General features: G+C 45.6%; 30 protein-coding genes and 1 pseudogene. 1 reads left to right on the forward strand and 30 read right to left on the reverse strand.

Annotated features, from left to right (window positions below; translation table 11 throughout):
• On the forward strand, positions 1 to 201 hold a 201-nt coding region (locus AOQ57_RS08350), incomplete at its 5' end, for a hypothetical protein (RefSeq protein WP_235789031.1).
• Between the two features lie 132 nt (positions 202 to 333).
• Here the strand turns inward: AOQ57_RS08350 and AOQ57_RS07360 are convergent.
• From AOQ57_RS07360 to AOQ57_RS07495, 30 genes and pseudogenes are all read right to left on the reverse strand, one after another.
• Positions 334 to 1,257, reverse strand: coding sequence for a GH25 family lysozyme (locus AOQ57_RS07360; protein ID WP_093626672.1), 924 nt, complete (start codon positions 1,255 to 1,257; stop codon positions 334 to 336).
• Positions 1,257 to 1,622, reverse strand: a complete 366-nt coding sequence (locus AOQ57_RS07365; protein ID WP_093626674.1) for a phage holin, LLH family — start codon at positions 1,620 to 1,622, stop codon at positions 1,257 to 1,259. The genes AOQ57_RS07360 and AOQ57_RS07365 overlap by 1 nt, the downstream gene beginning before the upstream one ends.
• Entirely contained in the window at positions 1,619 to 1,945 is a 327-nt protein-coding gene (locus AOQ57_RS07370; protein WP_093626676.1) for a hypothetical protein, read from the reverse strand. The genes AOQ57_RS07365 and AOQ57_RS07370 overlap by 4 nt, the downstream gene beginning before the upstream one ends.
• Positions 1,946 to 2,341: 396 nt before the next feature.
• On the reverse strand, positions 2,342 to 3,520 hold the full coding sequence (locus AOQ57_RS07375; protein WP_093626678.1) for a hypothetical protein: 1,179 nt from the start codon (positions 3,518 to 3,520) through the stop codon (positions 2,342 to 2,344).
• Positions 3,521 to 3,529: 9 nt separating this feature from the next.
• Positions 3,530 to 4,567, reverse strand: coding sequence for a BppU family phage baseplate upper protein (locus AOQ57_RS07380; RefSeq protein WP_093626680.1), 1,038 nt, complete (start codon positions 4,565 to 4,567; stop codon positions 3,530 to 3,532).
• 13 nt (positions 4,568 to 4,580) lie between these two features.
• Positions 4,581 to 5,702 (reverse strand): SGNH/GDSL hydrolase family protein, encoded by a 1,122-nt coding sequence (locus tag AOQ57_RS07385; protein WP_093626682.1) that lies wholly within the window; start codon positions 5,700 to 5,702, stop codon positions 4,581 to 4,583.
• A gap of 11 nt (positions 5,703 to 5,713) precedes the next feature.
• Positions 5,714 to 5,974, reverse strand: a complete 261-nt coding sequence (locus AOQ57_RS07390) for a hypothetical protein (RefSeq protein ID WP_093626684.1) — start codon at positions 5,972 to 5,974, stop codon at positions 5,714 to 5,716.
• A gap of 3 nt (positions 5,975 to 5,977) precedes the next feature.
• Positions 5,978 to 6,130, reverse strand: coding sequence for a hypothetical protein (locus AOQ57_RS08200; RefSeq protein ID WP_157686489.1), 153 nt, complete (start codon positions 6,128 to 6,130; stop codon positions 5,978 to 5,980).
• The gene (locus tag AOQ57_RS07395) at positions 6,114 to 8,135 is read right to left on the reverse strand and encodes a tail fiber domain-containing protein (protein WP_093626686.1); all 2,022 of its coding nucleotides are present in this window, start codon (positions 8,133 to 8,135) and stop codon (positions 6,114 to 6,116) included. Before AOQ57_RS07395 ends, AOQ57_RS08200 begins: the two co-directional genes overlap by 17 nt.
• Positions 8,136 to 8,150: 15 nt before the next feature.
• The gene (locus AOQ57_RS07400; protein WP_093626688.1) at positions 8,151 to 10,325 is read right to left on the reverse strand and encodes an NlpC/P60 family protein; all 2,175 of its coding nucleotides are present in this window, start codon (positions 10,323 to 10,325) and stop codon (positions 8,151 to 8,153) included.
• Positions 10,310 to 11,233: a phage tail family protein gene (locus AOQ57_RS07405; protein WP_093626690.1), complete on the reverse strand. Its 924-nt coding sequence runs from the start codon at positions 11,231 to 11,233 to the stop codon at positions 10,310 to 10,312. The genes AOQ57_RS07400 and AOQ57_RS07405 overlap by 16 nt, the downstream gene beginning before the upstream one ends.
• A 23-nt stretch (positions 11,234 to 11,256) precedes the next feature.
• Positions 11,257 to 13,983 (reverse strand): tape measure protein, encoded by a 2,727-nt coding sequence (locus tag AOQ57_RS07410; RefSeq protein WP_093626692.1) that lies wholly within the window; start codon positions 13,981 to 13,983, stop codon positions 11,257 to 11,259.
• On the reverse strand, positions 13,984 to 14,262 hold the full coding sequence (locus AOQ57_RS07415; protein ID WP_093626694.1) for a hypothetical protein: 279 nt from the start codon (positions 14,260 to 14,262) through the stop codon (positions 13,984 to 13,986).
• Positions 14,263 to 14,384: 122 nt separating this feature from the next.
• On the reverse strand, positions 14,385 to 14,741 hold the full coding sequence (locus AOQ57_RS07420; RefSeq protein WP_157686491.1) for a tail assembly chaperone: 357 nt from the start codon (positions 14,739 to 14,741) through the stop codon (positions 14,385 to 14,387).
• 11 nt (positions 14,742 to 14,752) lie between these two features.
• On the reverse strand, positions 14,753 to 15,337 hold the full coding sequence (locus AOQ57_RS07425; protein ID WP_093626698.1) for a phage major tail protein, TP901-1 family: 585 nt from the start codon (positions 15,335 to 15,337) through the stop codon (positions 14,753 to 14,755).
• Positions 15,338 to 15,742 (reverse strand): hypothetical protein, encoded by a 405-nt coding sequence (locus AOQ57_RS07430; protein WP_093626700.1) that lies wholly within the window; start codon positions 15,740 to 15,742, stop codon positions 15,338 to 15,340.
• A 1-nt stretch (position 15,743) separates the two neighbouring features.
• Positions 15,744 to 16,097, reverse strand: coding sequence for an HK97-gp10 family putative phage morphogenesis protein (locus AOQ57_RS07435; protein ID WP_093626702.1), 354 nt, complete (start codon positions 16,095 to 16,097; stop codon positions 15,744 to 15,746).
• Complete coding sequence (locus AOQ57_RS07440; protein WP_093626704.1) at positions 16,094 to 16,405, reverse strand: hypothetical protein; 312 nt, start codon at positions 16,403 to 16,405, stop codon at positions 16,094 to 16,096. Before AOQ57_RS07440 ends, AOQ57_RS07435 begins: the two co-directional genes overlap by 4 nt.
• Positions 16,402 to 16,764, reverse strand: coding sequence for a phage head-tail connector protein (locus AOQ57_RS07445; protein WP_093626706.1), 363 nt, complete (start codon positions 16,762 to 16,764; stop codon positions 16,402 to 16,404). Before AOQ57_RS07445 ends, AOQ57_RS07440 begins: the two co-directional genes overlap by 4 nt.
• 10 nt (positions 16,765 to 16,774) lie before the next feature.
• Positions 16,775 to 17,647, reverse strand: coding sequence for a phage major capsid protein (locus AOQ57_RS07450; RefSeq protein ID WP_093626708.1), 873 nt, complete (start codon positions 17,645 to 17,647; stop codon positions 16,775 to 16,777).
• A 16-nt stretch (positions 17,648 to 17,663) separates the two neighbouring features.
• Positions 17,664 to 18,284, reverse strand: a complete 621-nt coding sequence (locus tag AOQ57_RS07455) for a DUF4355 domain-containing protein (protein ID WP_093626710.1) — start codon at positions 18,282 to 18,284, stop codon at positions 17,664 to 17,666.
• Between the two features lie 115 nt (positions 18,285 to 18,399).
• The gene (locus AOQ57_RS07460) at positions 18,400 to 18,693 is read right to left on the reverse strand and encodes a YjcQ family protein (protein WP_235789032.1); all 294 of its coding nucleotides are present in this window, start codon (positions 18,691 to 18,693) and stop codon (positions 18,400 to 18,402) included.
• 189 nt (positions 18,694 to 18,882) lie between these two features.
• Positions 18,883 to 19,293: an RNA-guided endonuclease InsQ/TnpB family protein gene (locus AOQ57_RS07465; protein ID WP_439950846.1), complete on the reverse strand. Its 411-nt coding sequence runs from the start codon at positions 19,291 to 19,293 to the stop codon at positions 18,883 to 18,885.
• Positions 19,266 to 19,353, reverse strand: a pseudogene (locus AOQ57_RS08440) (IS200/IS605 family transposase); the annotation flags it as partial. The pseudogene AOQ57_RS08440 and the gene AOQ57_RS07465, both read right to left, overlap by 28 nt.
• Positions 19,354 to 19,487: 134 nt before the next feature.
• Positions 19,488 to 19,721, reverse strand: a complete 234-nt coding sequence (locus AOQ57_RS07470; RefSeq protein WP_093626714.1) for a hypothetical protein — start codon at positions 19,719 to 19,721, stop codon at positions 19,488 to 19,490.
• Positions 19,718 to 21,010: a minor capsid protein gene (locus tag AOQ57_RS07475; protein ID WP_093626716.1), complete on the reverse strand. Its 1,293-nt coding sequence runs from the start codon at positions 21,008 to 21,010 to the stop codon at positions 19,718 to 19,720. The genes AOQ57_RS07470 and AOQ57_RS07475 overlap by 4 nt, the downstream gene beginning before the upstream one ends.
• Positions 20,985 to 22,409 (reverse strand): phage portal protein, encoded by a 1,425-nt coding sequence (locus AOQ57_RS07480; RefSeq protein ID WP_093626718.1) that lies wholly within the window; start codon positions 22,407 to 22,409, stop codon positions 20,985 to 20,987. Before AOQ57_RS07480 ends, AOQ57_RS07475 begins: the two co-directional genes overlap by 26 nt.
• Before the next feature lie 18 nt (positions 22,410 to 22,427).
• The gene (locus tag AOQ57_RS07485) at positions 22,428 to 23,657 is read right to left on the reverse strand and encodes a PBSX family phage terminase large subunit (RefSeq protein WP_093626720.1); all 1,230 of its coding nucleotides are present in this window, start codon (positions 23,655 to 23,657) and stop codon (positions 22,428 to 22,430) included.
• Positions 23,647 to 24,177 carry a terminase small subunit gene (locus AOQ57_RS07490; RefSeq protein ID WP_093626722.1) on the reverse strand — a complete coding sequence of 177 codons (531 nt, stop codon included), beginning with the start codon at positions 24,175 to 24,177 and terminating at the stop codon, positions 23,647 to 23,649. The genes AOQ57_RS07485 and AOQ57_RS07490 overlap by 11 nt, the downstream gene beginning before the upstream one ends.
• Positions 24,178 to 24,358: 181 nt before the next feature.
• Positions 24,359 to 24,703, reverse strand: a complete 345-nt coding sequence (locus AOQ57_RS07495) for a type II toxin-antitoxin system PemK/MazF family toxin (RefSeq protein WP_093626724.1) — start codon at positions 24,701 to 24,703, stop codon at positions 24,359 to 24,361.
• Positions 24,704 to 24,709 lie beyond the last annotated feature (6 nt).

Genomic DNA, 24,709 nt, shown 5'->3' on the forward strand with positions numbered 1-24,709 from the left:
TTACCAGTCCGTTCACGGAATCAACGCCACAAATCACCGTTAGTTCACAATCGCCTTAAAGCTATGTCAGGGCTTGGTTTACGCTCTGTTAAGATGGCTAATCAATTCAATGATATGTCATCGATCTTTGGTATTTTAGCTACCTGGTGGCTACTTGGGCTACCTTCACAATCTGGATTAACAAGAAAGCGAAAAGAATAGACGCCTGCCACATCAACGTTTCTGGACGATTTGAAAAGAAACGCAAAAAAATCCCCCGGCCTGCTTAGCAAGTCGGGGGAATTGTATAGCACAGAGGTTTACATCTGTGCTAACTTCCTTAATTATATCATATTATTTAAAAGTCCCAAAGGCTTCCTTCGTCTTGGCGTCACGAGCAACCATATATGCGTACTGCCCGTTACCACGTGGTTGACGAATCCACACGTACCCATCATGGTTGGACCAAGCATCATACTTAACCACTGAGCCAGCCGGAAGCGTGGTAATCTTGGCGGATGTCGTCTTAGCGCCCCAGCGTAAGTTGATGGCCTGGTTACTAGTAAAGGCCCCATCCTCATTATGCCACTTATCGCCAAGTACGTCCGTCCAGACTTCACCAGCAGCTGGTACTGCTTCCTTCACTACTGGTTGTGGAGTAGTCGATACGGCTTGCTGATTGCCCGTCAGAATGCCCTCGAAGTCATAGCTCATATCCACACCACCATAGCCTGGAATGTTGTACTTGGAGCTGAACTGCCAAATATCTACATCATCAACACCTGGTTGACTAGAGCCATAGTTAGCAACCCAATTGATTCCCATAATTGACGTGGATAGGCGTCCAGACCAGTACCAGGATGCCATCCCGTAAGCACCAACTAACGAATAACCTGCGTCCTGTACGGCTTGTAAGAAGGCATTAGTGTCACTGATTGCCGGATTCCGGTTGGATTGGCTTTCCACGTCCGCTAACATGTAGGAATCAGAGCCTAAACTGAACCGCTTAGCTTGCTGGATAAACCACTGGGCCTCTGCTTGAGCGTCTGTCGTTCCAGCGTACTGGGCAAAGTGGTAGGCATGAACCTTGAGCCCAACCGCCTTTGCATTGTTGATCTGGGCTTGTGCCTTCGGACTGACATATGCCGTACCCGGATTAGATCCTTCCGTCAGCTTAACGATCACAGCCTTTACACCGGCATTTTTTGCCGCCTGGAAAAACTCCAGAGTATCTGGTTGATAGGACGATACGTCCATCACTAAGTCATAGCTTACCATTAGCCTACTGCCTCTTCTTTCTTATTATCTTTACCAGTCAATGACGACTTCTCGTAAGCCGCCTGTACAGCCGTCTGAGCCGTTTCAGTGGTAACCTTGTATCCCTGCTTTTCCATTACCGTCATCGTTTTGTTAACGGCACTAGCAAACTTCTGGGTACCGGTCTGGTTACTGGATACCAGGCTAGAAACCGAAGCGTCCGCTACCGTCTCTAGTAATGCCCATAGTGCCTTTGATTGCTCGGTGCTAGCGTGGGCTTTCTTATCGTCCAGGTACGGTCTCAGGTACTTCCAAGCAAAAGAAAAGAGCGCTACAAGCGCCCCAGATTGGATTAACCATTCTGCAATATCATTAATTTCCTTCATTTATCCTTCTCCTCTAAATTCTTTAAGCGCAAATGATCATTTGACAGCCATTCTCGGTGTTGCATAATTTCTTGCTGCATTATCTCTAGTTGATGACTTTCTTTTTCGTGATCTCGTTTAATCGTGTCAAGAGTTATATTGACCTTGATCATAGTCTCCTTTAGCCCCTCAATAACTTCTGATAACTTCTGAAAATCACCCCTAGAGCTGTCTTGTGCAGTACGACTTACACTTGATCGGGTGTAAGTAGCAATCACCCCAATCAAAGTAAAAATTGCTACCCATTCTCCCCAGTCAAAGCCGAAAGGTCGATGCATATCCATTTCTCACCTCCTCACCAAAATTTTGGGTAAACAAAAAGCGCTCAATCAGTATCTAAAACTGATGAGCGCTGGCGGTTGCTACTTGAACAGTCGCTTAATTAATTTTTTAACGTGCTTATTAGGCACGATGACGATTAAAAGGAACCAATGTCCCACAGGAGTCACCTCCCAGTGCACACGGTTTAAATGGGAGCTACCCACTCGGTGCGCAAGAAATATTGTATCACAAATAGAATGTGATATAATATAGACATGATGATTAGAAGGCCGGTGCGCAAAACGGTGTTGAGGTAGCTCCTCACTTACCGAACCGGTTGGGGCGCTTAATAGGCGCTCTTTTTGTTTGCTCGCAGTTTAATGCTGCGGGCTTTTTTGTTTACGTTTGTATAGTCGGCTTCATGACTTAGTAACTGACATTTCTAGTTTCTTTACTCGCTCAATAAGTGCATTGATATCACCTTTAGACGCATAGGTCGCCAATGCTGATACATCAGCTTTGTTGGAAATCAAGCTGTCAACTTGTGCCGCCGTATAGTAGCTGGACAGCGTGGACTTATCTACCTTAGGTGCCAAACTTTTAGTGACATCATCGGCAAGCATATATTTGCTCATATCAGGCTGTGGGAGAGTAAAGTCAAGCACCGCATTCGTTGCCGTACCTGAGTTAATTACGCTAGCGGTGGTACCAGTAACAATCTTGCCGATTGTGATTGTGGCATCCCTACCGTCCTTCGCTTTCGGCAAAACTACGTTCCAAATTTGAGCAGAATCAGTACCCACGTTCGTTATTGCACCAACATCACCAGTCGAAACTGTACCCAGCTTAAGTGACAATGCTGTCTCACCTGGTACACCTTGAATACCCTGTCTGCCTTGATCACCCTGTGGGATAGCAATATCAAGTTTGACATTAGTACTGTCACCAGAATTAGTGACTGTAACGGGCTGACCAGCTTCAAGCGTTTTAACTGAGTTGATCGTAATTGTAGGACTGATGCCGTCTTTACCTGGTGCACCATCGGACCCATTAATCCCATCCTTGCCTGGGGCACCGGTGAGACCCTCAGCGATACAGCCAGTGTCTGTACCGTTGATCAGCCAATGCTTGGTGGCCTTATCAATCGTTGGTGTGGCGCCGTCTTTGCCATCTACACCCTTTGGACCGGCCTTGACGTCCGCAACTGCTTTGTTAAAATTGTTGATCAACTCGGTCAGCGTTAAGAAACGATACTTATTAGTGACCGTCTGCGTACTCTCGTTAATAGTAAAGGATACAAATCCCTTAGACGGATAAATGGCAGTCGTATTATCAACGCTGATCCACAGCTCGACAAAGTACGTACCCGGCGTTAAATCTTTGATGTCAGCTGTTTTAAGGCTGACCGTACCATCACCATTGAGTTGTCCAGGAGCACTGGCAACATAGGCAGTATCATCCTTAATCTTAAACGTCAGCGTCTTTCCTGCCAGTACAACCTTAGTATCATCGTCAAACGCGGTATAAGTCAGGACGGCTGAAGTATCACCAAACTTATATTCATCATTTTGGCTATTAATATAGTCTAGTTTACGCATTTATGTCACCTACCAGATATACATTTGACTAAGCTGGAAGTACCAGTTTGCATTGGCGGTTGAACCAGATTGCGTGATATTCTGGATTGACAGTGTTGATCCATTCATCTGATACCAGAGTACAATCCCTAAGTCAGCCGGGGTCTCACGCATCATCATCATCGGGTTCTGAACGCCGTCTAAATCGCTGAACCTAACGACTTCTACCCGCTCACCCCACGGCTTAAGTGCACGCGGTGTCCGCATACCACCAGAAATTGCCAGCATATGAATTGGCCCAATTTGAACAAGCTGTTTAGTCAAATCACCACTAGCGCCGTTAACGTACTCAATACCCTTACTGGAGTTACCAGTATTACTAAACTTACCATCAACCAAAGCTTGAATCTTACCCCAAGCGTCCCCACTAATCGAGTTAGCCGTGATTTGGTCAAACATTTGATTGCCCGTAAAGGTGTTGTTTGAGCCAACCTTTGCAACCCCAGTTGATGCAATCTCGTTTTGATAAGCTTTAACCGCCGTAGATACCGCATCAGCTGCACTTGATGTACTCTCAATTTTAGTCTTAAGCGGGTCAACTAAAGCATTAGCTTGCGCTACCAATTGGCTAATTTGGCCAATATAGGTCACGCTTTCGCCACTTGTCAATGCTAACCCATCTTGATAGACGCTGAAAGCTACGTTGACTGTTGAGACTACCGTTGAACCTTGTACAATCCGCAAGTAGGCCGACTGATAATCACCAACCGTTTGATAAAACGCACTAGGTACTGACAGTATAATTAAACCCTTAGCAGCATTAGTAACCGTCGCCGTATTGGTCAGCTTAACTCGTCCTTGATAATCCTTACCACCGAGCTCAACACCACGATTAGATAGATTCCAGGGTGTAGTCACACCACCACTCGTCTGGACAAGTTGCAGGTAAACCAAACGCATGTTATCCCCTTGGCGACCCGACAGCTCATCAATTTTGACTGCCACATCGCCGTTAAAGGTCGTGTCGACTTGCGTATATGTGTGTCCGGCATAAGTAGTAGATGCCATAAAATATCATCTCCTATAAATTCTTAAGCATTGCATTAATCGCCATCTGACAGTCGCTAAACCAGCCATTCAGTGAGTTAACCAAGTCTTTAACCAGTAGTGATTTAGTCAGTGTGTATCCTTCCACGGACACTAGCCGGCCTTTACTATCAGCCGTTTCCGTTGATCCTAAACCGCGTTCAGCGTAAGTTATGATAGTATTGACTGATTTACTCAGATACTTACGTAATCCACGCGAATAGCTGTCGTAAGTCTTAACCGGGAAATCAGTTGCATCATCACCACTTACTTTTTGTAGCGCTGACCAAATCTTTTTAAGATTGCCATTAACGTTATCAATAAAGTTCCCAGTACCAACGTTAGTGTTAAGACTGATGGCCTCAACTGGCTTAGGTTTAGGTATTGGTGTGGGAGTGGGAGTGGGGGTTGGAACCGGATTTGGTATAACAATGTCTGGCGTTGATGGTACACTCGGTGTACTCGGCGTGGTTGGCTTGCTCGGCGTGATAGGTTGTTGCTGTTGTTTTTCTTCTGCAGCAATCCACGTGGCTAACCGTTGAGCCATCTGCATTTGCACTGCTTGCACTGGATGGATCTGACCATCACCAAGCGTCTGGTTACGGTTTGCATATGTGATCAGCGGATTGTCGCGCCAGTCATAGACGGGACAATGGTTGTCCTTAGCACACTGCTTGATTACATCATACATTGTCCGCTGACTGATACCGCCACCGTTGACCGCGCCATCATCAGCACCGTAGACATAGCTCGGTGTTGGCAACTCAACATAAATATGGATTGAAGGGTTATCTGACCGGATCTTAGCGATGCCCTTAGTCATCGCGTCTTGGACTTGTGTTGTTGACGCATATGGCTGGTCGTCAAAATCATTGATACCATAGCCGAGCAAGACCACATTATAGTTCTTGAAATTAAACTTGTTTACCTGCGGGATAAAGTCTTGACCATCGCGGTTGTCAGCGTATTTAGTCCCACTGATTGCCTCGTTGTCGATCTCCCAACCAAGCTGGTTCCCGATCGCCTGTGGAATCGTTGGATTGGCACGGGGATGATTGCTCCCGAAACCAGTCAGGCCCCACATAATTGAATCCCCGAGCACGATAAGCTTAGTCATCTGATTGCCCCTTAGACTTGAGCTTGTGGTTGCGTAGTGTCCGTCTTAGTACCGTTCAGTGCGTCCACCAGCTTCTTCTTGGCGATCGTCAGAACGTCCGTCATAGACGTGGTGAAGAAGGTTTGGCCCTCCGGTAAGTCGCTCGCCTTGACGAGCACCACGTTGTTGGAAGATTGGCCGTCTGCATCGTACCGGGCGTAGAAGCCCACGTGAGCGCCAATTACTTTACCTTCTTCAAAGACGAATGCGTATTGATTAATTTGAAATTCCATGAGTTATTCCTCCTTTTTGTCGATAGATTCAGTAGTGGTTTCTTGTGCTTGGTAGGCTTCGACTTGAGCGATCAGCAGGGCATTACGTGTCTCTAACTCGCCGATCTTAGTGCCTAGCCGAGCGATTACATTGCCTAAATCAACTTGTGGTTCCAATTTTCTTCTGTAGCTCCTTTACTTGTTTATGCAGTTCCTGGACGGCACCCATTAAGGCCCCAACAATATTACTATCGTCACGGGCGGTCCGGGTTGGTGAGATAAAGGCTTCCGGCATTTGGTACTTGAGCACATCGTGAACGTCATCGATGATTGGCCCATAGTGGTCGTACAGTACGCCGCTATCCTTCTCGTTCTTGTAGCGGAAAGTCATTAACCGGGTTTCATCGATTAGCTTCAATGCTTCTGCTGTGTCAAAGTCACGAATGTCGGTCTTGCTGGATAAAGTCGAGTGTGTGGAGTGTCCGGCGGCTTCACACCAGCCATTAATCCATGCCCAGCCGTGGATTTCTAGCTTAGTAGCTGTTGAGCTATCGTTGTAGTCTTTATACAGTTTAGCCTTACCATCGCTTATCCAGAAGTGAGTCTGGTCGTGCCAAGTCAGGTTGACACCATCATTGCTGTTGATTTCTAGCCGGTTATACGTAGCATCAGAGTTCACAGCGCCAAGCCAATGGTGGTTGTTTGAATGCACCTCTAGCCCAGATAACATCTGCTTACCTTGGTCAGTCCCGGTCATATAGGCGATCTTTTGCGCCGCCTTGCTAAAAGTGGCTTGAGCTTCACTATTATCATTTGGGATGATTGCCGTGCTTAGTCCATACCTAATCGCAAGCTCGTTCCCACCTGAACCATCCGGTATTTCAGCGACTGGCATTCCGTTGTATGACAAGTCCCCAGCCGGCGTATTGCTGACGTCAAAAGTGAGCGTTGATCCGTCAGCGATCATCCCCGTCCCAGTGCTATTACGGAAGTCCACTTTGACCCCTTTAAGCGTCCCGGTTGAGATGTCATCGGCAGTCAATTTGCTTATCGCTGCCGCTGGAATAAAGGCTTCCTTCGTATCAAACGTTACGGTGTCACCGGATAGCACGACGTTACCCGATTTAATCAACGCCCGACCGGCTTCAAGATTAATTTGGCTTAGCAAGCCACCTTTCTGCACGCGCAAATTGATGTCGTTCTTGAGCTGAGTGATCTGTGAGTTATAGTCGCCACTTGATACTTTAGTAGCAATTAAGTTTGACAACTGAACGACCTTGCTTGAGCCGTCCTTGTTGTAGACGTCTGCCTTAATACCGTCAATGCTGGCGTTAAGATTGGTAACAGACTGAGTTAGGCTACTTTTGACGTTGTTAATATTTAAGTTCCATTCGTCCGCTTTTTGCGTGACGAGTGACTGCGTGTACTCTTGCGTCGCATAACCGGTCAGCATGCCGGTCACATCGGAGCGGGTAACCTTGTTTTTGATCTCGCTGGCTTGCGTGGTACTCTCGGCTTGTAAGCCCGTGACGTTGCCTTTAAGTGTGTCCACATCGGCCTGCTCGGCCTTCAGCGCGATGGCCGCTTTGGTTTGGTTAAGCTCAGTCTGCTGTGTGGCGCTCTTGCTCTCAAGATTGCCCACACGTGACGTTAGGCCAGTAGCGGCCGTCTCCAGCTGGTAAACATCACTCTTGACGTTGCTAATCGTGGTTGCGTTGCCGGCCGCTGTTTGGTAAGTCGCGTTAAGCCCGGTTTTCGGGTCGTTGACTAGCGACGTCACCTTGTCCATGTCAGTCCTTAGCACCGCTGCGCTACTGCCGGCAGCCTTAGCATCTGACTGCGCTTGCTTGAGGAGCGGATCAAAGTCCGTGACGGCGCTTTTAGCGTCTGTTGCAACGTCCCACGCGCTCTTAGCCCGGCTCATCGCATCGTTAGCGCCTTGCTTGGCTTCATCGATAGCTTGACTGGTAGCAGCTTGCGCTTGCTTAATGACAGATGATTCTTTGACTAACTTGTCAACAGTAATGGCAGTTGAATCAGCTGCTTTAACTGCTGGGTCAACAATCTTACTCTTCATATCAATGACCATCTGAGCGACGGATTGATTATCATTAGTGGCTTTATCATCAACTTTCTTAATAATATCAACCAGCTGTTTAGCATTGATTAATTTACCTGCCAAACCTCCACCTCCTTTCTAATGCCTGAGTATGTTATCTATCCAATCAGCTTGATGTGTTGAGATGGTCATATCATTATCTAGCCAATCAGTGATTGACCTTTGTTTAACGTTTAATGATCGGATATCAAGATATAGACTTTCGTTAATGTTGTGGAGGGCGCTGTTAGCGGAATTAAACGTATAAGTGATCTCGGCGTTGTCATTAAAGCAAGCGTCATTACCGCTGATTTTAACAACGGTAACGTCACTATCCACGTTCTGTTCCTTGACGGTGGCGTGAACCACCGCTCCTAAATCAAGCCCAATTTGATTAACTGTAAAGTCATCAACTAGGTTGGTTCCATCTTGCCGACTTCCATTAAATCGAGTAATCGTAGTTAAATCAAGGCTTACAGTTGGTTCACTTTCTGTTTCGGCTTTTGCTTCCGCCTTAGCCTCGTTCAGATCATAGACCGCGTCCAGTTTGAGTGGAGCGCCTAACTGTTCACCATATTTCTTGATTGATTCCTCGTCTCGGTAAGTAAATTTGTATTCATACCAAGTCTTTGTGGTGGTTGATGAACTAGTAGTCCCAGTACCGATTGACCCGGTACCATCTTTTACAAGATTGTACATATCATCGTAGCGAACCCACGTGATTGGATAGTAGTAACCAGCAATTGCCCGTTCATTACACGGTTCGTTGAAGTTAGATTCCTGGATCAACTTTGAGTTATCAAGTGCAAAGACAACGTGCTCATCGTTATTACATAACCCTAAGTCACCCGTCGTTACTTCTGACCGGCCAATTGTCCGACTAGCCCCCGATTTGAGGGCCCACGTTGTCCGTCCGCCGGTCTTAATACCGAAGTGAGCGTAGATGGAATTACACAAACCCGAACAATCGGTACCGTGAATACCATCCCCCGACGGGCCACCCCATACATACGGCTTGCCAAGAAATTGGCGGGCGTAATCAATGACTTCTTGAGCTTTTGACTTTGTTTGAGTTGCGGTAGTACTGGTCGTTTGTTGCCTAATGATCGTGTTTGATCGTTTAGTACCATGTGGCGACCAACCAGAACGGCCCGAAATTTGTGATAAAAAATCAGGGATATTAAAAGCGGCTAAGAGTTGATCAAAGCCGCTTTTAATATTCTTGTGCCCCTCAACTGCATAAGCGTTGAATGTAGATGGAATGAACTGGAGGAGCCCTTGTGCCGAGTTCCCATTAGCCATGTTGATATCCCAGATCTGTTGTGTAATAGTTTCGTTTCCGCCAGATTCAAGCCTGATTTGAGCTTGGACTAAAGCCACACCGTTATCATCGATTGCTACATCCATAAGGTTAGCAGCATTCCTGATCGCAGAGGCCCAAAAATCATTACCTTGTCCAGTAGCACCAGATACACTCCCAGATCCCGATGAATCAATAGATTCGGTCGTGGTAGTAATGGTTTGTTCCCACTTTCCAGCGTAGACCTTACGAACATTAACTAATGAGTTAACGTCCGCATTAATCTTGGATTCGGTCGTGTTGTACATATAACGGAAATCTACATCAACCGTGTGTTTGAGTTTGTCCCACGTCTTGATGATCAGTTTGTTACCTTGAGGCCAGAACACCCCACCGTAACTAGACAAGTTTTGGTTTAGCCAGTCAAGGACCGTACCATCACTAGCTTTTGCGTCCGACTTTTTGAAGTTACCGTCCAGTTCAATGTATTTCTGGTACTCTTCCTTCGACGAAAAGAATAAAGATAACATCTCATCTAACGTGTGCGTTTCGACTTCCGTCTTTTTGGGTTCGTTGGAGTTTTCCGTAGTCGTTGCTGAACCTGACGTCGTGACGGTAGTTGTTTCCGGGTCCGTGTCATAACGGATTGACTTTAGCTGGTCCAAAATCTGGTGGTTGGCCGTGATCTTGTTGGTAAGCTTCCCCTCATCATTAATTTCGGGGTTAACTTGCTGGATCACGTACCACTCACCATTGTAACCAACAAAGGCCTTTTCCTTTGCCATGTTAAAGACCGTCTTATTAGATTCGCGGTAAACAATTGTAAAGCTAACATTCCATGTCCCGCCTAGTTCAAAATCACGACTGAAACTATCGTGGAGGTCTTCATAAGGTACCCGTTCTTCCATCGTGCCATCTCGTGACTTAATGACAACCCTTGATGATCTGATGTAGCTTGTCATGATAACCACCATACGGGAAACTCAAACGAGATTGAACCATTGAACCCAGTCACACTGAACTTGTTATCGCCAGCGTCTAGCGAAATACAACCGTGATTAGTGTTAATACCATCTGGTTTACCGTTAAGATAAGGGTTCACTCCATTTAACAGGATCTCGCCTGACCAGCCGTTACTATGCTTGAGAATCTTAAATGAGGTCGTGTTGGTCTCATTCTTGATCTCAATTTCCGTATCCTTATTAGCTGACCCTTCGAATCTAATGTTCAAGGGATGACCACGCCGTTCTGGATCGATTGCCACATCACCAATATTGGTAACCGTAAAGCTATTACCAGTAAAACTATACTGGAGTTTTGCGGGCCGTTCGTTGTTACCGAAACCTTTAATCTCATCACTATCACACACGTTGCCAATCGACCGGCTAAGACCGATTACATCGGTTAATGTGAGTTTAGCAATGAAACCATGAGGCGAGATCGAACTAATCGACCATTCTTTTGGCACGCAACGGTACATTCTAATCCCATAGTCGCTAAAGGCATACCATTTAGGAGCCCGCGATGAGAAAAACCGTTGCAATTCTGCTAATGCTAGCCGGCTATCAGCCAAATCCCTTGCCCGTTGATAGTGGAACGTTAATTCCACGTCACGTTCCCCGTAGCGTTGCGATATCACGTTAGTACCATCGTTAAGACCGAACGTTGAAGTGGTCATTGTGATTGTCGGGTTGGCTACTGCCGGACTATCAACTAGATAGACGCCGGTTAGGTCGTCATCATCAAACATCGATAGCCAATTCTTCCCATCGTCACTAATTGCTACTTCGATTGGTTCGTAAGGTAACTTATTAGGCTGGTCTTCATCTAGGCCAACAAAGCCATATGCTTTAGGCTTTTCTTTATCAGACCAGATTTTCATCGTTTCCCTCCTTTCTTCAAAGATTAGTAACGGCCTTTGAGCATGCTGTAGTTCTTAGCATTTAGGCCGTTTTGGTAATCGTTCATGGTTGCCATCGTGTCCGCCGTGACAACTGGATGAGTTTCCAGGTTGTCTAACCGGCTAGCGATGGTCGCCATCATCCCCATAATTCCGCCTTGATAGTCGCGTTCGTCCTGACTGACATTGACGGAGGAGATCGTACTAATTTGACCATTAACACTTGCGCTCATGTTTTGGGCCGTTAAATCGTTGATGGTACTAAACTGCCCGGCAATTTGACCAGCCATTCCGCTAACGGTTGACTGGACGGTTTCAAAGCCGGTTGTTAATCCACTATTGAGCCCTTGCATGATCGCTTGACCAGCTGGTATTAAGAGGCGCCGGTCGTAGCTGATCGGCCCCTTGTGAGCCTTAATCCAGCTAGCAATCCCTGATACAAAACTTTGTACGGACGACCAAGCGGATTGTAGCCCGTTAAGAAATCCTTGCATAATAGTCCGACCAGCGTTTGCCATAGCTCCGACTGCTTGACGTGCACCGCTAGCAACGTTATTACCAGCCGTCTTACCATGACTGGTTGCTTTGCCAAATCCAGCGGCGATCCCTGACAAGAGGGCGTTAATTACTTTCCGCCCAGATCCAAGTACTTGGCCAATTGCATAACCGACCCCGTAAACAAAGTTAAGGACGGCTTGCATACCATTATTAACAATTTGAGGGATTGCTTGCGTGATTCCGATGATAAATTGACCAATCAGATTAACGGCCGCCGCGATGATCTGCGGTAGCCCTTGAGCAATCCCATTAATAAAGTTGACGACTAACTCTACCCCAGCTTGGATAATCTGAGGCATCATGTTCGCCAACTGTTGCAAGAACGTTGTGATTAACGTTAATGCGGCTTGCGTAATTTGAGGAATTAATGTGGTCAGGCCAGTTATCAAGTTGGTAACTAACAGCATTAGCGCTTGTGTGATCTGAGGGATGAGCTGAGTAAACCCAGCAATCAATTCTGATCCGATCTTAATAAGCGCGGGAAGAATTTGAGTTATCCCGTTTGATAACGTAAGAACAAAGCTAGCAACAAAGGCCGCCGCACCTGTTCCAAGCGCCGTCATCGTTGCCGTTATTTTAGCTGTTGACGCATTGAAGTTATTGATTGCCGTTAATAGTTGGGCAAAGCCCGTTACCATTAAGCCAATCCCGGCGGTGGCAATCCCGATACTTGCGCCAATTGCTAGTACGGTTGCTCCGAAAGCAACCATTCCCGGTGTGGCGGTGTTAAGTCGTGGCCCCAATAAGGCAAACACGCCTGCTAAGGTGCTGACAGCCACCGTAACGGCCGTTAAGGCAATTACACCCTGACTACCAGTACCCGCTAATTGTGTTACTGAGAAGACCAATAAGGCAATCCCAGCGGTAGCTACCCCGATTGCGGCGCCAACCTTCAAGATTGAGGTTGACATGGTCGTCCACTTACGGGCGGCGCCTTCCGTCATCCCACCTGACGCCTTAGCACCATTTCCTGCCTCGCTTAATGCGGTGCTGGTTGATTTTCCGAGCGGGATAAGCGACCTAAGCCGTGATCCTAGCGATCCAATCAATTTGACTGGTGCCATAAGTGCAGGCCCTAACATCTTGAATAACGTCAGAATTGGAACCAACGTTGGGGCAATCATTGCCGCCGCACCTAAGACCACGAAAGCCACCGCTAAGGTGTCAATCAACGGCATGATTGGCTTCAAGACTGGTGCTAGTTTTCCAAACTGTTTAACAACTGGAGGGATGATCTGAGCAAGTTTCTTAAACACTGAATTAGCAACATCCCCAACATGAGTGATCATATCTTGGATCGTTGGAAGACCATTATCTTTAGCAGCGCTATTGTACGCTTGAATCATATTGGCAATTCCACGAGTTACTGACGTCTTCATGTTAGTGAAACTAGTGGCGATCCCGTTACTGTTGGTCTTTGCAAGCTCAGCAAAACCGTTGGTACCGCTGTTTAATTCAATGAATTTATCGTTAAGCTGATCAACGGTAATCTCTCCCTTTTTCAGCTTGTTGTACAAGTCGGTTTCTGCTGACTTACCGGTTAAGCCAAAACTGTTGGCAACCTTACGCAATGAAACTGGCATAGTTTCCATCAACGTACGCCAAGACATCAAGTCAACGGTCCCCGTTGATAACATCTGAGTATATTGTTGGAGACCGCGTGATGTGTCGGCAGTAGACGCCGAACTTGCCAGAAAGGCGTTATTAAGGGCAATTGCCGCTTGCGCCCCTTTGTTGGCTGACCCGGTAAGGGGCGCCATCTGTTGAGCAATTGCGGTGATCCCATCAAGTGTTGTTGGTAAGCCTTTGATCCCGTTATCAAGGGTTTTTGCTGACTTAGCAACATCGTTGGTGCTGTAACCCAACGCTTGCATAACTTGAGGGTACTTGTTAAGAGTATCTACCCGGTTAATTGCTGACCCAATCGAATCACCAATAACCGATAGTGCCTTACCAGCTACCGCAACCGCCCCAATCGAGCTAGCCAACGTAGTAAAACTATTGTTGAGAAGCCCAGTTGAATTCCGGTTCTTGTTGTTATTGTTATCAACCGTTGTCCCAGCTTGATTTGATGAGCTCTTGAGATCGCCAAGCTGTTTTCTAATGGATTCTAAGGTTGAGGATAGGTTCTGGTCAACCGCCGATAGTTTCGCTTGTATGCTGTAATCTGCCATTTATTTCCTCCTTTCCCTGCTATTTGCAGATTGCATTCTGCGCCATTCGTGCTGACGCTTGATGATCTCATCGATGGTTAAACCGTTGACGATCGTTTGGTTAGGACTGACGTAGTCTTCTTCAAACGACGATCTAATTTGATCGATAGCATCCTGATAGTCGTATAACTGATCGGGCTTACTGAATTTATAGCGCCGTCCATTGCTAGACGTAGCCTTTGCTCCCCGATTGATCATAGCGACCTGGCTAGCCATCATTAGATCGTGAGCCTCTCGCATTCGAAAAGCCTCAAGTCTTAGCGAATACTCAGATAAAGTCAAAAGGCCGAACTCATTCTTACTCTTAACATCAAGATAAGCGTATGAATTGAGTTCGACCTCCCGGAATTGTTGATCAACGGTTAGTTTTCGTCCTGGACGGCTTCCAGAATCTGGGCTAAAGGGGCATGAGTAGTATTAGCTTCATTAAGGGCCGTTACTAGATCTTCCCGCAGTTGCTTAACCTCATCCGCCGTTAAGCTTTCAAAGTATGCATCTAACTTAGCTTGAGTAATGGACTTACCATTTGATTTGATGGACGCAAAGATCAGATCTTCCATTGCCACCAGATCATTATTAATCACACCTGGTAATAGCCGTTGTAAAGCTAGGCCTAAGTTAACGCCTTGTTGCATCATCCCATATTTCTCGTTGATGAAGCGCAAAAAGGCCATTCCAAAATACAATTCGTACGTCTTACCGTTGATTTCTAATTTCATCATTCAGCCTCCTATTTAGATCCCGAAGCTTGTGATGAACTAGTAGTTGGTTGTGGAGTGGCAATCTTACTCATATCGTAAGCTTCACCATTCCCATTATTTTCACTACTAAATACATCAAGGCCCCTGAAGATGTAGCTTAATTCGCTAGTGATGTCAGCAGGGAGTGTGGTATACCCGCTTTGTGGTTCGCCATCAATTGCCGTTTCCCACTTACGTTCGGATGCCTTTTCAGGGTCGGAGCTTTGATCGTCCTTTGAGATTACCCCTTGCATGTAGTCAGCGTAAACCTGCCCCTTCGAGTTCTTGCGGTCAAGCTTTACCCGCCAAAATTCAAGGGTTGTTTGATGACGCAGACTATCAGCTAGGACGTCCAAAACCGGATCGTCTGAGTCGTAGGTCGTGAAAGTGAAATCTACTTCCAGGCCCTTTGCTGACGTGATCGTCCCTGACTTAGTCGTATCGGAATCAGAATCACGACTAAGCGTGAAGTCCCCGTCTGTTTGGAAAGGAATTACATAACCCTTGCTGGTGCCCGCTTCTGTAAGTCGGCGAACAGCGACAACGGTGTTAACCCCTTTAAGAGATTTTGCCATTTACTTTTCCTCCTCTAGGTAGAATCTAAGCGTCACCATCCCACGAACATAAACCGTGTTAGCAACGCTGTTATCAATCATTATTTGTTTCTGTTGATCATCTAACCGGCAATAAAACTTGTGGTTATCCGTTTCAAAGGGGTAACCGCCCAGCCAATAGACCTTATCAGCTAAGCTAGCCACCTCTCGCCGTTGTTCTCTTGTTCCCCATACGTCAATAACGATCGAGAATGAGGCAGAATGACTGGTCTTAGTCACTGCTCCGTTCTCAGTCACGTTGCCAACGTGAATAAAGGGGTAAGAATAACTTGGATCATTTTCTGCTGGCAAGTAGTCGTAGGTCTCTTGCGTGATCTCAAGACACTTGCTAAATAGATAATCAAATAGTTCTAAATCAGGAGACATATTAACCTCCCGCTAGTTTACGCAGTCGCTGGATAAATTTAGGGCTAACCTGTTCAAAGGCTGGCTTAATCGCTGGTTCAGCTTCCATAAATCGAGTGCCATATTCGTTGTAGTAAATGTGGTCGGTCTCGGTAGTCTGTTCAGCGGTCAAGTTCCCATTTGTGAGTTCGAGCTTTGTGTTATTCTTGTTGTTTTGCTTAGAGTAACCTTTGACGTAAACCGTACTCATGTTACTAATCGTGGCGTCATTTAATTCGGCCCCGCTTTGCTTTACAACTGTTTTAACATCCTCAAGCCGAGCGTGCTCTTGTAAATCCCGGCTTAATTGTTCCAAGCCATCAAATTCAATACTCATGATTGCGACCTCCCCACTAGGTAAGTAGTCAGTTTGAGTGGTGAGCGATCAGTAACCGGGATGTACTTGTGTTGGTCATCATCGATCAAACAGTAGTCCCAATCTTTACCGACCGGTTCCATCGTCCGAATAATCTTATTACCCGTTGTGATCTTGCCAAAATCTGACACGCTACGGTGGATTCCAACGTCCGTCACATTAGCCGGTAGGTCGCCAACTAGTTTAACGGTCGAGTCATAGCCTTTACCCGGAACGTACCGGGCGCTAGTCGCGTTGGTATAGAACTTAACAATCGAATCAAACCTCATTCTGACACCCGCTTCCTAAATGGATCAACGGTCGTTAGAACCGACTTATTATGTCGCTTGCGGTATTCTTCGATATCATCGCTGAATTCGTCAAAGTCATTCGAGTTGAACGAGATTGATTCGCCCTCTTGAGTGTAGGAAGCCATACCTTCGTTTTTAAGCCTGTTATAACGCTTTACAGCCACTTCAAGGCCGATGAAGGATAATTCCTTAGGGACGTCATCATCAACGCTTAAACCCAATTTAAACAGCAATTGAAGCCGTGTGTTGTCGTTGATTAAACTAAGCACGTCGTCGAACTTGTCATTACCCGCACTCAATCCAATCAACGTCTTAAGATTAGTCAAGTCAACACTCATTTAATCACACCTACCTACCAGTCGAAGCTGCAGAAGCGGTGCCACCAATTTGAGCTACCAGCGCATCGTTAGCGATCGCAATTGCGTAGTATTCAGTCGTGGAAGACTTGTCAATCTGATGGTCTTGGTCACGCCATACTTCAACGATTGGTAATTCCTTGATGTAGGTCTTGAGGGCGCCAGGCTTAACAGCGATTGCTTGTCCCTTGTTGAGTTTAGCAGTCCGTACGATTTCCCAGCCCAGCAGTTCGCCGAATGCGCCATTAACTAGGATATTGTCACCCAGATCGGAAGCACGCGTCCAGTCTTGGCCGGCCGCCTTACGTAATGCTGCCGCGTCCTTGTAAGATACATACAATACCCCTTGTTGAGGGTAAGTAGATCCTTCAACGGCGTTGGTTGCACCAGCAAAGGCATCTTCTAAGGCATCGATAACGTCTACCTTGTCAGGCGTTACAGATACCGTAAGAGGAGCAGTTAAAGCAGTCGCCAAAATATCATCGTCAAGCTTAGTTTCGATTGCTAAGGCCATTTGATGTGCCGCTTCCGTCTTAGAATCGCCGTAACCGCTTAACTGCGCTTCGTCAGTGATTGCAAAGGCAGAAACAGCCTTCTTGATCTTAGCGGTTTGAGTCTTGTAAGAAAGCGAATCGAAGTCGATTTGAGCACCTTCGGCAACCTCCTTAGCAGATCCCGTGAATTCCCACTTTGGAACAGTCACCGTGTCACCTGGCTTGCCTTGTAAGGTAGCATCAACTGGTGCGATTGAGGAGAACACGTTAGCCTTTGCCAATTGAGCACTGACCATTTGAGTTAATACTTGCGGGTTAACAGTGTCACTGAATAACGTCTTGTTGCTTGAACTTGCGTCACGTTTTGCCATTATAGATGGCTCCTTTCTAAATTAAACCTTGAGCTTCCATTGCTCGTTGCATTTCTTCGTAACTCATCTGGCTACGATCCTTTTGTGGTTGTACTTGCTGACTGTTACTTCCAGTTTGAGGCGTCCGGCCCTTTAACAATTCATTCCGTGTTTGTTCGGCCATCCGCTTCTTCATGTCTAACAAAGCCTTAACGTTAGCTTGAGTACTCTCAGCCTTGTCAGTCACGACCATGTCGATGTCGCTTTCCTCTGGAGGAAAGCCACCTTCAACCAACAAGCGCCGGGCTTCATCCCGCATTTTGTAACGTGCAAGTTCAGCCTGCGCTTGTTCGGCGTCTGATTGAGCTTTCTCTAACTGATACTTTGCCTTCTCGTCAGCGTTCATCTTCTTAAGCTTTTCGGCTTCTTCTTGGTCATGTTTTAGCTTCTCAAGTTCGGCTTTCTGCTTAGCTTTCTCACGATTCAAACGATCCATCACGATCTTATCTACTTCTTCTTGAGTAAACGTCTTTTCCGTTTGTTTTTTCGGTTCTGGAGCCGGCTGTTGAGTTGATTGTTTGTCTACCTTAGGGTCCGTTTGTGGTTCTTGATCGTTAGTAGTGTCAGTCAGATTCTGCTTGTTGTTATCTTCAGCCATTTCAATACCTCGTTTATAGTCCGGTGGACTGTAAATTCCGAGCTTGTTCTTTTAGGCCTGCAACGCAAGTCAAAAAGGCCAAAATAAAAGCGGCTACCGTTAGATAGTCGCTTGATTAGACGAATGGAAGCCAATCTCGGACCTCTTTGAAGGTCTTGCAGGCTTTCTTCATCATGTTATTTTCTGCTAAATACTGTAAACCTGAACTGGTAATCGATAATTGATCTAATCCAGTCCAGATATCACCAGATTTCGTTGAGGTTCTGGTTAACCCTTTGATGTAACCATCGTCCGTCAGCATCGATAAGGTCTGGTAGAACTGGTGGTTACTAATTGCGAATGTTCTTGCTTGTAAGATGTTGGGATCAGGGCCAAGCCCGTTCTCGTAGCAATACTGGAGATATTTCAAAATCTTATAAGCAACGGTGAAGTAGTCATTATTACTCTTGAACTACTCCCACTTAGCTAAGCCTACGGCTTGACGCTTGAAGTGGGAGATTCTGGGAACATCGCATACTTACTCTACCGGTTCTAAGTGAACTTTCGAGCAGAGGTTACGACTATTGACCAAGGCCCGTCCTAGGCCTAAATAGCTTAATTATTGGGTAGCTAACCCCTTTTTCAGAATTACTTGAGCTGCATTGATATCGCGATCTAGGTGGGTCCCGCAGTTGGGACAATCCCATTCACGAACGTCTAGCCATTCCGATTTATCTAAACCTAACCGATGGTTGCTTTTCCCACAGTTAATACAGATTTGACTAGTATATGCTGGATTAACCTGAATGAGTTTTTTACCGTACCAATCACATTTATACTGCAAGATACTAACTAGCTTAGACCAACTAGCGTTGGTAATCGCTCGAGCTAGTTTATGATTTTTCAACATACCCTTAATGTTAAGTTTCTCTAGCACAATTATGTCATATTGTTTAACTAACTTGGTTGTGAACTTTTGTAACTGATCCAACCGTTGGTTGGCGATTTTTTGACGATATTTAACAACCATTACTAAATGATAATTGAGTAGATATACTGAGTGCTGATTTCTATCTAATTCTATTGTTATCACCACGATCCTTTAACATATACTAAATATACCATAGTGCAAAAGAAAAAGCACTATCGTGCTTTAAGGAGGCGATTCATCCCCCACTTGTCGAAGTGGGGGTATTCTCGCCAATTATGAATAAAATTACCTAATCACGATAGATAATAGTCAACCAATCCATCGAACAACGAGTGACCGTTGTAATCATACTTAGTCACATCATCATACCCATCGAATTTCATAACCTTATCCGGGTTAGATGAAAAAGATAGATTCCATTTACCTCTGTAGTCAGGTTCTAGCAACGCACGGTCGTCTTTATAGAAAAGCTCTATTTCGCCATTGTATCCCATTACTTCTTTTAAATCGGATAGTGGCACTTTCATTTTTCATCCCACCTTTCAATGTAATCTTTTTCTTGTTGAGTTAGCTTCCTACCTTTACTTCTATTTGTAATTATACCATCTTCAACCGTAAATCGATGAGAATGTGGGACAATTGGATGCTGTTTTGCATTGCCGTGATTAGTTGTATCAATATCCGTTTTCACATTCCCATTCTTATCAAAAAGTCGATATCTAATTACTTTTCCATTAGCAGTTTTAGCAATTACTGATAGTGGTTTGCTTTGAACCGGCATACGATGATCCGCTACATAACTAGGAGTTGCATTTAGATAAGTTTTATCCTCACTTACGGCCTGATTATCCACCCAGTAAGCACTCAGTGAACACCGACAATTGGGATGAACCGGTAAGTATGGAACATCGCTTACCTTGTAAACACCTTGTCCCCAGCCGTTATCCGCACGAGCAATATTAGCACACTCAACACACGCTTTTGGTTCGGCGTGCCAACGGCAGTAATCGTAACCGTTACGCTTGAAGCTATCAATCTTGGCCTCGTTTTGGATTCGGGCTGATTCCGTTCTTGCCAATCGTTCGGCCACGTATCGGCTTTCGGTTACGTTCTTGTTAACTAACGGTCGGATCTCTCGTGCCACGTCTTGGACGTTTTTCCCAGTCAAGACAACGTTAGATAATTCCATGTCGAGCTTGGCCTTGAGAACGTCCATATTGTGCCAAATCCGGTTGCTAAACGTAGCACTGTTAGTCTGAGCGTAAACGTGCTGAAGGGCCGTCTTAGTGCGCAGTGCATTCGGAGAAGCAACTGAATCAGATAGGATCCCTGCTTGCCGTCTGATCTCGGCTTGGTAGTCATCGGTTAGCTTGTTAAGAACGTCTTGGTTAACATCTATTCCTAACCCGACCATCTCTTGACCAATCTTAGCCTTGATCATCTCTAAGCGGTTAATACGCATGGTGGCATTGTATAGCCGTAGCCTTGCCGCTACCTCAGCTTCAAGGGATGGATCACCGGTTGCATGAGCCTTAGCAACGATAGTCTTTGCTTCCGCCCCTAATTGCTTAATATCGGCTGTTCTGACGGCCTGTTGGGCTTCCTGATAGCTGATCTTATTGTTCTTTGATAGTCTAGCTAGATCGGCTGTAATCTTATCCTCAAGCTCTGATAAGGTGCGATTGAAGCGGGCCTCAAGTATCTTGTTGAATTCATCGTCGCTTGCAAGCTGATTCAGAATGTATTGCTTTTCGGCTTCCTCGCGGGCTTGCCAGTACACTTCATTCTGTTTACTTTTCGGTGGTTTCTTCGTCATCGGCCTTCACTTCCTTGTCATCGCCCTTGAGGAAATCGGTTGCGCTCGGAACGTTCGCTAGGCTGTTTTTAACCTGGTCATTCTGTTCGTCTTGCATCTGCTTAATTTCCTTCTTCGGATCAGGAACAATCGATAACGTGGATAGTTGGGTCTCCTTCGAAACAAGCCCGTTAAGCTTGCTTGCGGTGTCAGCCTCACCTGAAATATCCAGCGGTAAATTACGAATGAACTGGAATGATAGGTCTTGCTTAATCGTTCGGCTATCAACCGAGCCAACAATGGTACCAAGACTTAGGATCGTTCCTAATAGATTCCGCAAGGCTTGTGTGAACTTACGCTCCTCAACTGCCGCTTGATTCTGCATGCTCATGAGCTTGTACTGGATCGAAACACCACTTGCTGACGTACCGAATGATTCATCATTAAGATTAACCACCATCGAGGTTTGGAAGATGTCGTCCTTCAATCGCTTAAGAAGGTTTTCCTGCATTGTGTCGGCGTCAGGCTTAGATAAGAAGCTAACGTCAGCTCCTTGATCAACGTTCGGCGTGTATAGCACGTGATCTCTTGCAAGGTTGAGAATTGGATTACCATCGTCATCACTTGGTAAGGTGGCTCCCATAATCTTGAGATAGGCGTTATCAAAGTATTCAACCTGGTTAGCTTTCTGACTTAGCGCAGCGTCATAAGCATTGACCAAGTCGTAGATCTTATCAACAACACTTAAGCGATCGTTGTTAGCCATTAACTCAACCGCTGGCACTGCACCAAATAGATGATTGGTCGTGTCTTCAAAAACCCCGTTTTGGCCGAAATACGTGATCGTGTTGTCCGTGTAGATCTCACCGCTTAGCTGTTCTGCCAAGTAGTCATATCTAACAAAAGCGATTGGCTTTCGATTAACGGATGTATCATAGACCATAAACCCTGAATTAGGCGTTACTTGAGACACTCGCGTGTTGGCCTGTTCGTCCTGGTAAGCCATTAAATAGGACTTCCCGTAGATTGCGACTGACTTAGCTAATTCCGTTAGCTTGTCACCAAAAGATTCCGAGTTAAGCCAATCTTGGAGCTTCTCGTCTCGTGTGTCATCGTCTAGCTTAATTGTTGGCACCTTACCCATAAAGTAACCAACGTACGTGTCAACAACGTAATTGGCCCAATTCGAGACAATCCGGTTATCCGGCCGGGCTGATTCTGGATCAATTGGTAGATTGTAAATATCATGATTACCAACGTACAGATCGTGGTTTCGTTTGCGGTCAACATTTCGTGATTGATTGTCATTGATCAAGACCATCAAGTCTTGCGAGGTTAATTCTTTCTCGGTAGTTAGGTAAACGCCCTGTTCAGTCACAAAGACGTTCGAGCTACCGTTAACCGATGGATTGTTAGCCATGTAATACCTCCTTCCAAATTAAAAGAAACGGCTCTTGATCGTAGTCGTGAGTCGTTTCTTATGTTCGTTAAATATTGCGTAGCGCATGCTATCCATTACGTGGTCATGTTCTTTGATTGGTTCTCCCGTATGTTCATCCCAGATATACTGGTAGATTTCATCCAGGAATTGGTCATAGCCATCTTGGTTCACGTAGAACAGGCCTTGCTTCATGAGTTCAGCAACGGCTTCAACCCCCGCCATGCGGTCCTTTTTGGCGTTAACTGTTCTGATTCCTGCCGAAACAAACTCTTGGTAATTATCAGGGCGGGCCGAATCAACGTAGAAGATTATGTTCTTGCCATATTGGTCTTGGATCTGCTTAGCTTGCTTAACCCAGTAATCGATGAACTTGTGTTGAGCAGTGATTTCCTTGATCAAGTAGGTATTACCTTGTTGATCATCGCCCCATAAGGTGATCGATCCTAAGTGCTCAAACCCCCAGTCAACCCCACAATAGTAATGGAGGTCGCTTGGAATGTGATCGGGGTTGATTAACATCTTGTCCTTGTCAAAATCCGCATAGACAACGCCATCACCAGAAACCCACAAGCCCCTAATCATACGGTCGTAAAACATCCCACTTGGTGTTGCCGCCTTTAAGCGAGATACATAACCTGGATCAAGCCGGGTATTGTCATCGATTGTGAAATTGTAATACAACAGCTTGGTTTCTGGATTATCGTTTTCAATGTAATCAGTCTTAAGCCAATGTTGCGGGTTATCCGGATTTGTATCGCATATGATATGTGCTCCTTTAACCGAGCAACGGTTGATGATTTCTTGGAAGGCTTCCGGCGTTGATAGTGACGCCTCATTAACGTACGCACTGTAACTGGTCATACCACGAATTGCACTCATTCCTCGTGAATTACCGGTATAGGCGGGGACAATATCAACGTTGTACAAGTGATAGTGTCCGTGCCGGTCAGGTTTAAGTTCTAACCCCATCTGATTCTCAATTGAGGCGATCACATTATCGTGAATGGTGTTAGACGAGTAGCCAGCTAATATTACTTGCGGGTGCTTTTCACCACGTTCCTTTGCTAGCTTACTAACTCGCCGTAATTCCATTACAAATAGCCAATTATCCACGAACGTTTTTCCTGATCGTACAGCGCCCGATAGAATCATCATTCCAAAATCCTTTGTCAGATAATCATTGATGACTTCTAACTGTTTCGGGTTAAAGTAATCACTAAGTGCCATTAGCATTCCCTTTTGTGATCATATCAAGCACGGAATCAATAACTTGTTCTACGTCAGCACCGTTATCTTCAAGCAGTTTTGCCTTTGCTTCACTGATTCGAGCGTTAGCCTTTTTAATCCGCAATTCAGTTTCGGCGAATTCATCTGAGTTAGGATACCGTTTGATGATCTCTTTCCACGCCGCTAATCTGGTTGACTGCTTGCTTGGAACGGTTGTTACTTGTGGTTTGCCCGTTAATGGATTAACGGTTACAACTGGTTCTAGCGCCTCACCACGAGCAATTGCTGTGATCCCTTGTAAGGCTTCCGTAAGGTCGGCGATCTTATCTGATTCAATTTGCTTCAAACGCTTGTCAATGTAGGATTTAACCTTTGGATTTCTTAATAATTGACTCGCTGAAGACTCTGCCGAATTGCCGGTCGCTTTATAGCCCGCAAGTTGATATGCTTTGCTAGCATTTCCGCTTTCTATGTAATTATCCGCAAAGTTTTTCTGCTTAACTGTTAATTTCCTACTCACACGACCTCACCACCTTCTTTCAAGTTTAATTTTATGTATAAAAAAGCACCCGCTAATACGGATGCATATCAAAGTTAATCATCTGTTCGCTTTATTTTATGTAAAAAAACCGATACACTTAAGCTGTGAGCAAATAGTGTATCGGTATCGCCTGTGAGTCATCAGTCACAGGCGATTTTTATTATTCAAACCCCAGAACCGCTTTAATCATCATGTTAACTTCCGCTGGGACGCTAACATGTTCTAAAAGCTTATAGCTCCGATGGTGTACATCTAACGAACACAACTGATCACAAAGCAAGGTTCCTTTGGTTACCGTTCTTAAACTTCGATTATCCCAGTTGTATGACAACGGATAATCTCGGTAAGTACTAGTAAAGGGAATCGCCCAAACAAATGGCGAGTTTTGGTTCAACTCTGGCTGGCTAACTACTAGCCATGGACGTTTGCCTTTTTGTTCCCAATTGTGTTGAGGCTTCGGATCATTTGAAACGAGGATGATGTCCCCTTTTCCTAAATGACTCATTGAACC

The sequence above is a fragment of the Limosilactobacillus gorillae genome, from assembly GCF_001293735.1.
Lineage (GTDB): Bacteria > Bacillota > Bacilli > Lactobacillales > Lactobacillaceae > Limosilactobacillus > Limosilactobacillus gorillae.

Excerpts from the sequence above, each read along its gene's own strand:
- AOQ57_RS07360 (WP_093626672.1), bottom strand. The coding sequence starts at position 1,257 with ATGGTAAGCTATGACTTAGTGATGGACGTATCGTCCTATCAACCAGAT.
- AOQ57_RS07365 (WP_093626674.1), bottom strand. The coding sequence starts at position 1,622 with ATGAAGGAAATTAATGATATTGCAGAATGGTTAATCCAATCTGGGGCG.
- AOQ57_RS07370 (WP_093626676.1), bottom strand. The coding sequence starts at position 1,945 with ATGGATATGCATCGACCTTTCGGCTTTGACTGGGGAGAATGGGTAGCA.
- AOQ57_RS07375 (WP_093626678.1), bottom strand. The coding sequence starts at position 3,520 with ATGCGTAAACTAGACTATATTAATAGCCAAAATGATGAATATAAGTTT.
- AOQ57_RS07380 (WP_093626680.1), bottom strand. The coding sequence starts at position 4,567 with ATGGCATCTACTACTTATGCCGGACACACATATACGCAAGTCGACACG.
- AOQ57_RS07385 (WP_093626682.1), bottom strand. The coding sequence starts at position 5,702 with ATGACTAAGCTTATCGTGCTCGGGGATTCAATTATGTGGGGCCTGACT.
- AOQ57_RS07390 (WP_093626684.1), bottom strand. The coding sequence starts at position 5,974 with ATGGAATTTCAAATTAATCAATACGCATTCGTCTTTGAAGAAGGTAAA.
- AOQ57_RS07400 (WP_093626688.1), bottom strand. The coding sequence starts at position 10,325 with ATGGTGGTTATCATGACAAGCTACATCAGATCATCAAGGGTTGTCATT.
- AOQ57_RS07405 (WP_093626690.1), bottom strand. The coding sequence starts at position 11,233 with ATGAAAATCTGGTCTGATAAAGAAAAGCCTAAAGCATATGGCTTTGTT.
- AOQ57_RS07410 (WP_093626692.1), bottom strand. The coding sequence starts at position 13,983 with ATGGCAGATTACAGCATACAAGCGAAACTATCGGCGGTTGACCAGAAC.
- AOQ57_RS07415 (WP_093626694.1), bottom strand. The coding sequence starts at position 14,262 with ATGCGAGAGGCTCACGATCTAATGATGGCTAGCCAGGTCGCTATGATC.
- AOQ57_RS07420 (WP_157686491.1), bottom strand. The coding sequence starts at position 14,741 with ATGAAATTAGAAATCAACGGTAAGACGTACGAATTGTATTTTGGAATG.
- AOQ57_RS07425 (WP_093626698.1), bottom strand. The coding sequence starts at position 15,337 with ATGGCAAAATCTCTTAAAGGGGTTAACACCGTTGTCGCTGTTCGCCGA.
- AOQ57_RS07430 (WP_093626700.1), bottom strand. The coding sequence starts at position 15,742 with ATGTCTCCTGATTTAGAACTATTTGATTATCTATTTAGCAAGTGTCTT.
- AOQ57_RS07435 (WP_093626702.1), bottom strand. The coding sequence starts at position 16,097 with ATGAGTATTGAATTTGATGGCTTGGAACAATTAAGCCGGGATTTACAA.
- AOQ57_RS07440 (WP_093626704.1), bottom strand. The coding sequence starts at position 16,405 with ATGAGGTTTGATTCGATTGTTAAGTTCTATACCAACGCGACTAGCGCC.
- AOQ57_RS07445 (WP_093626706.1), bottom strand. The coding sequence starts at position 16,764 with ATGAGTGTTGACTTGACTAATCTTAAGACGTTGATTGGATTGAGTGCG.
- AOQ57_RS07450 (WP_093626708.1), bottom strand. The coding sequence starts at position 17,647 with ATGGCAAAACGTGACGCAAGTTCAAGCAACAAGACGTTATTCAGTGAC.
- AOQ57_RS07455 (WP_093626710.1), bottom strand. The coding sequence starts at position 18,284 with ATGGCTGAAGATAACAACAAGCAGAATCTGACTGACACTACTAACGAT.
- AOQ57_RS07465 (WP_439950846.1), bottom strand. The coding sequence starts at position 19,293 with ATGGTTGTTAAATATCGTCAAAAAATCGCCAACCAACGGTTGGATCAG.
- AOQ57_RS07470 (WP_093626714.1), bottom strand. The coding sequence starts at position 19,721 with ATGAAAGTGCCACTATCCGATTTAAAAGAAGTAATGGGATACAATGGC.
- AOQ57_RS07475 (WP_093626716.1), bottom strand. The coding sequence starts at position 21,010 with ATGACGAAGAAACCACCGAAAAGTAAACAGAATGAAGTGTACTGGCAA.
- AOQ57_RS07480 (WP_093626718.1), bottom strand. The coding sequence starts at position 22,409 with ATGGCTAACAATCCATCGGTTAACGGTAGCTCGAACGTCTTTGTGACT.
- AOQ57_RS07485 (WP_093626720.1), bottom strand. The coding sequence starts at position 23,657 with ATGGCACTTAGTGATTACTTTAACCCGAAACAGTTAGAAGTCATCAAT.
- AOQ57_RS07495 (WP_093626724.1), bottom strand. The coding sequence starts at position 24,703 with ATGAGTCATTTAGGAAAAGGGGACATCATCCTCGTTTCAAATGATCCG.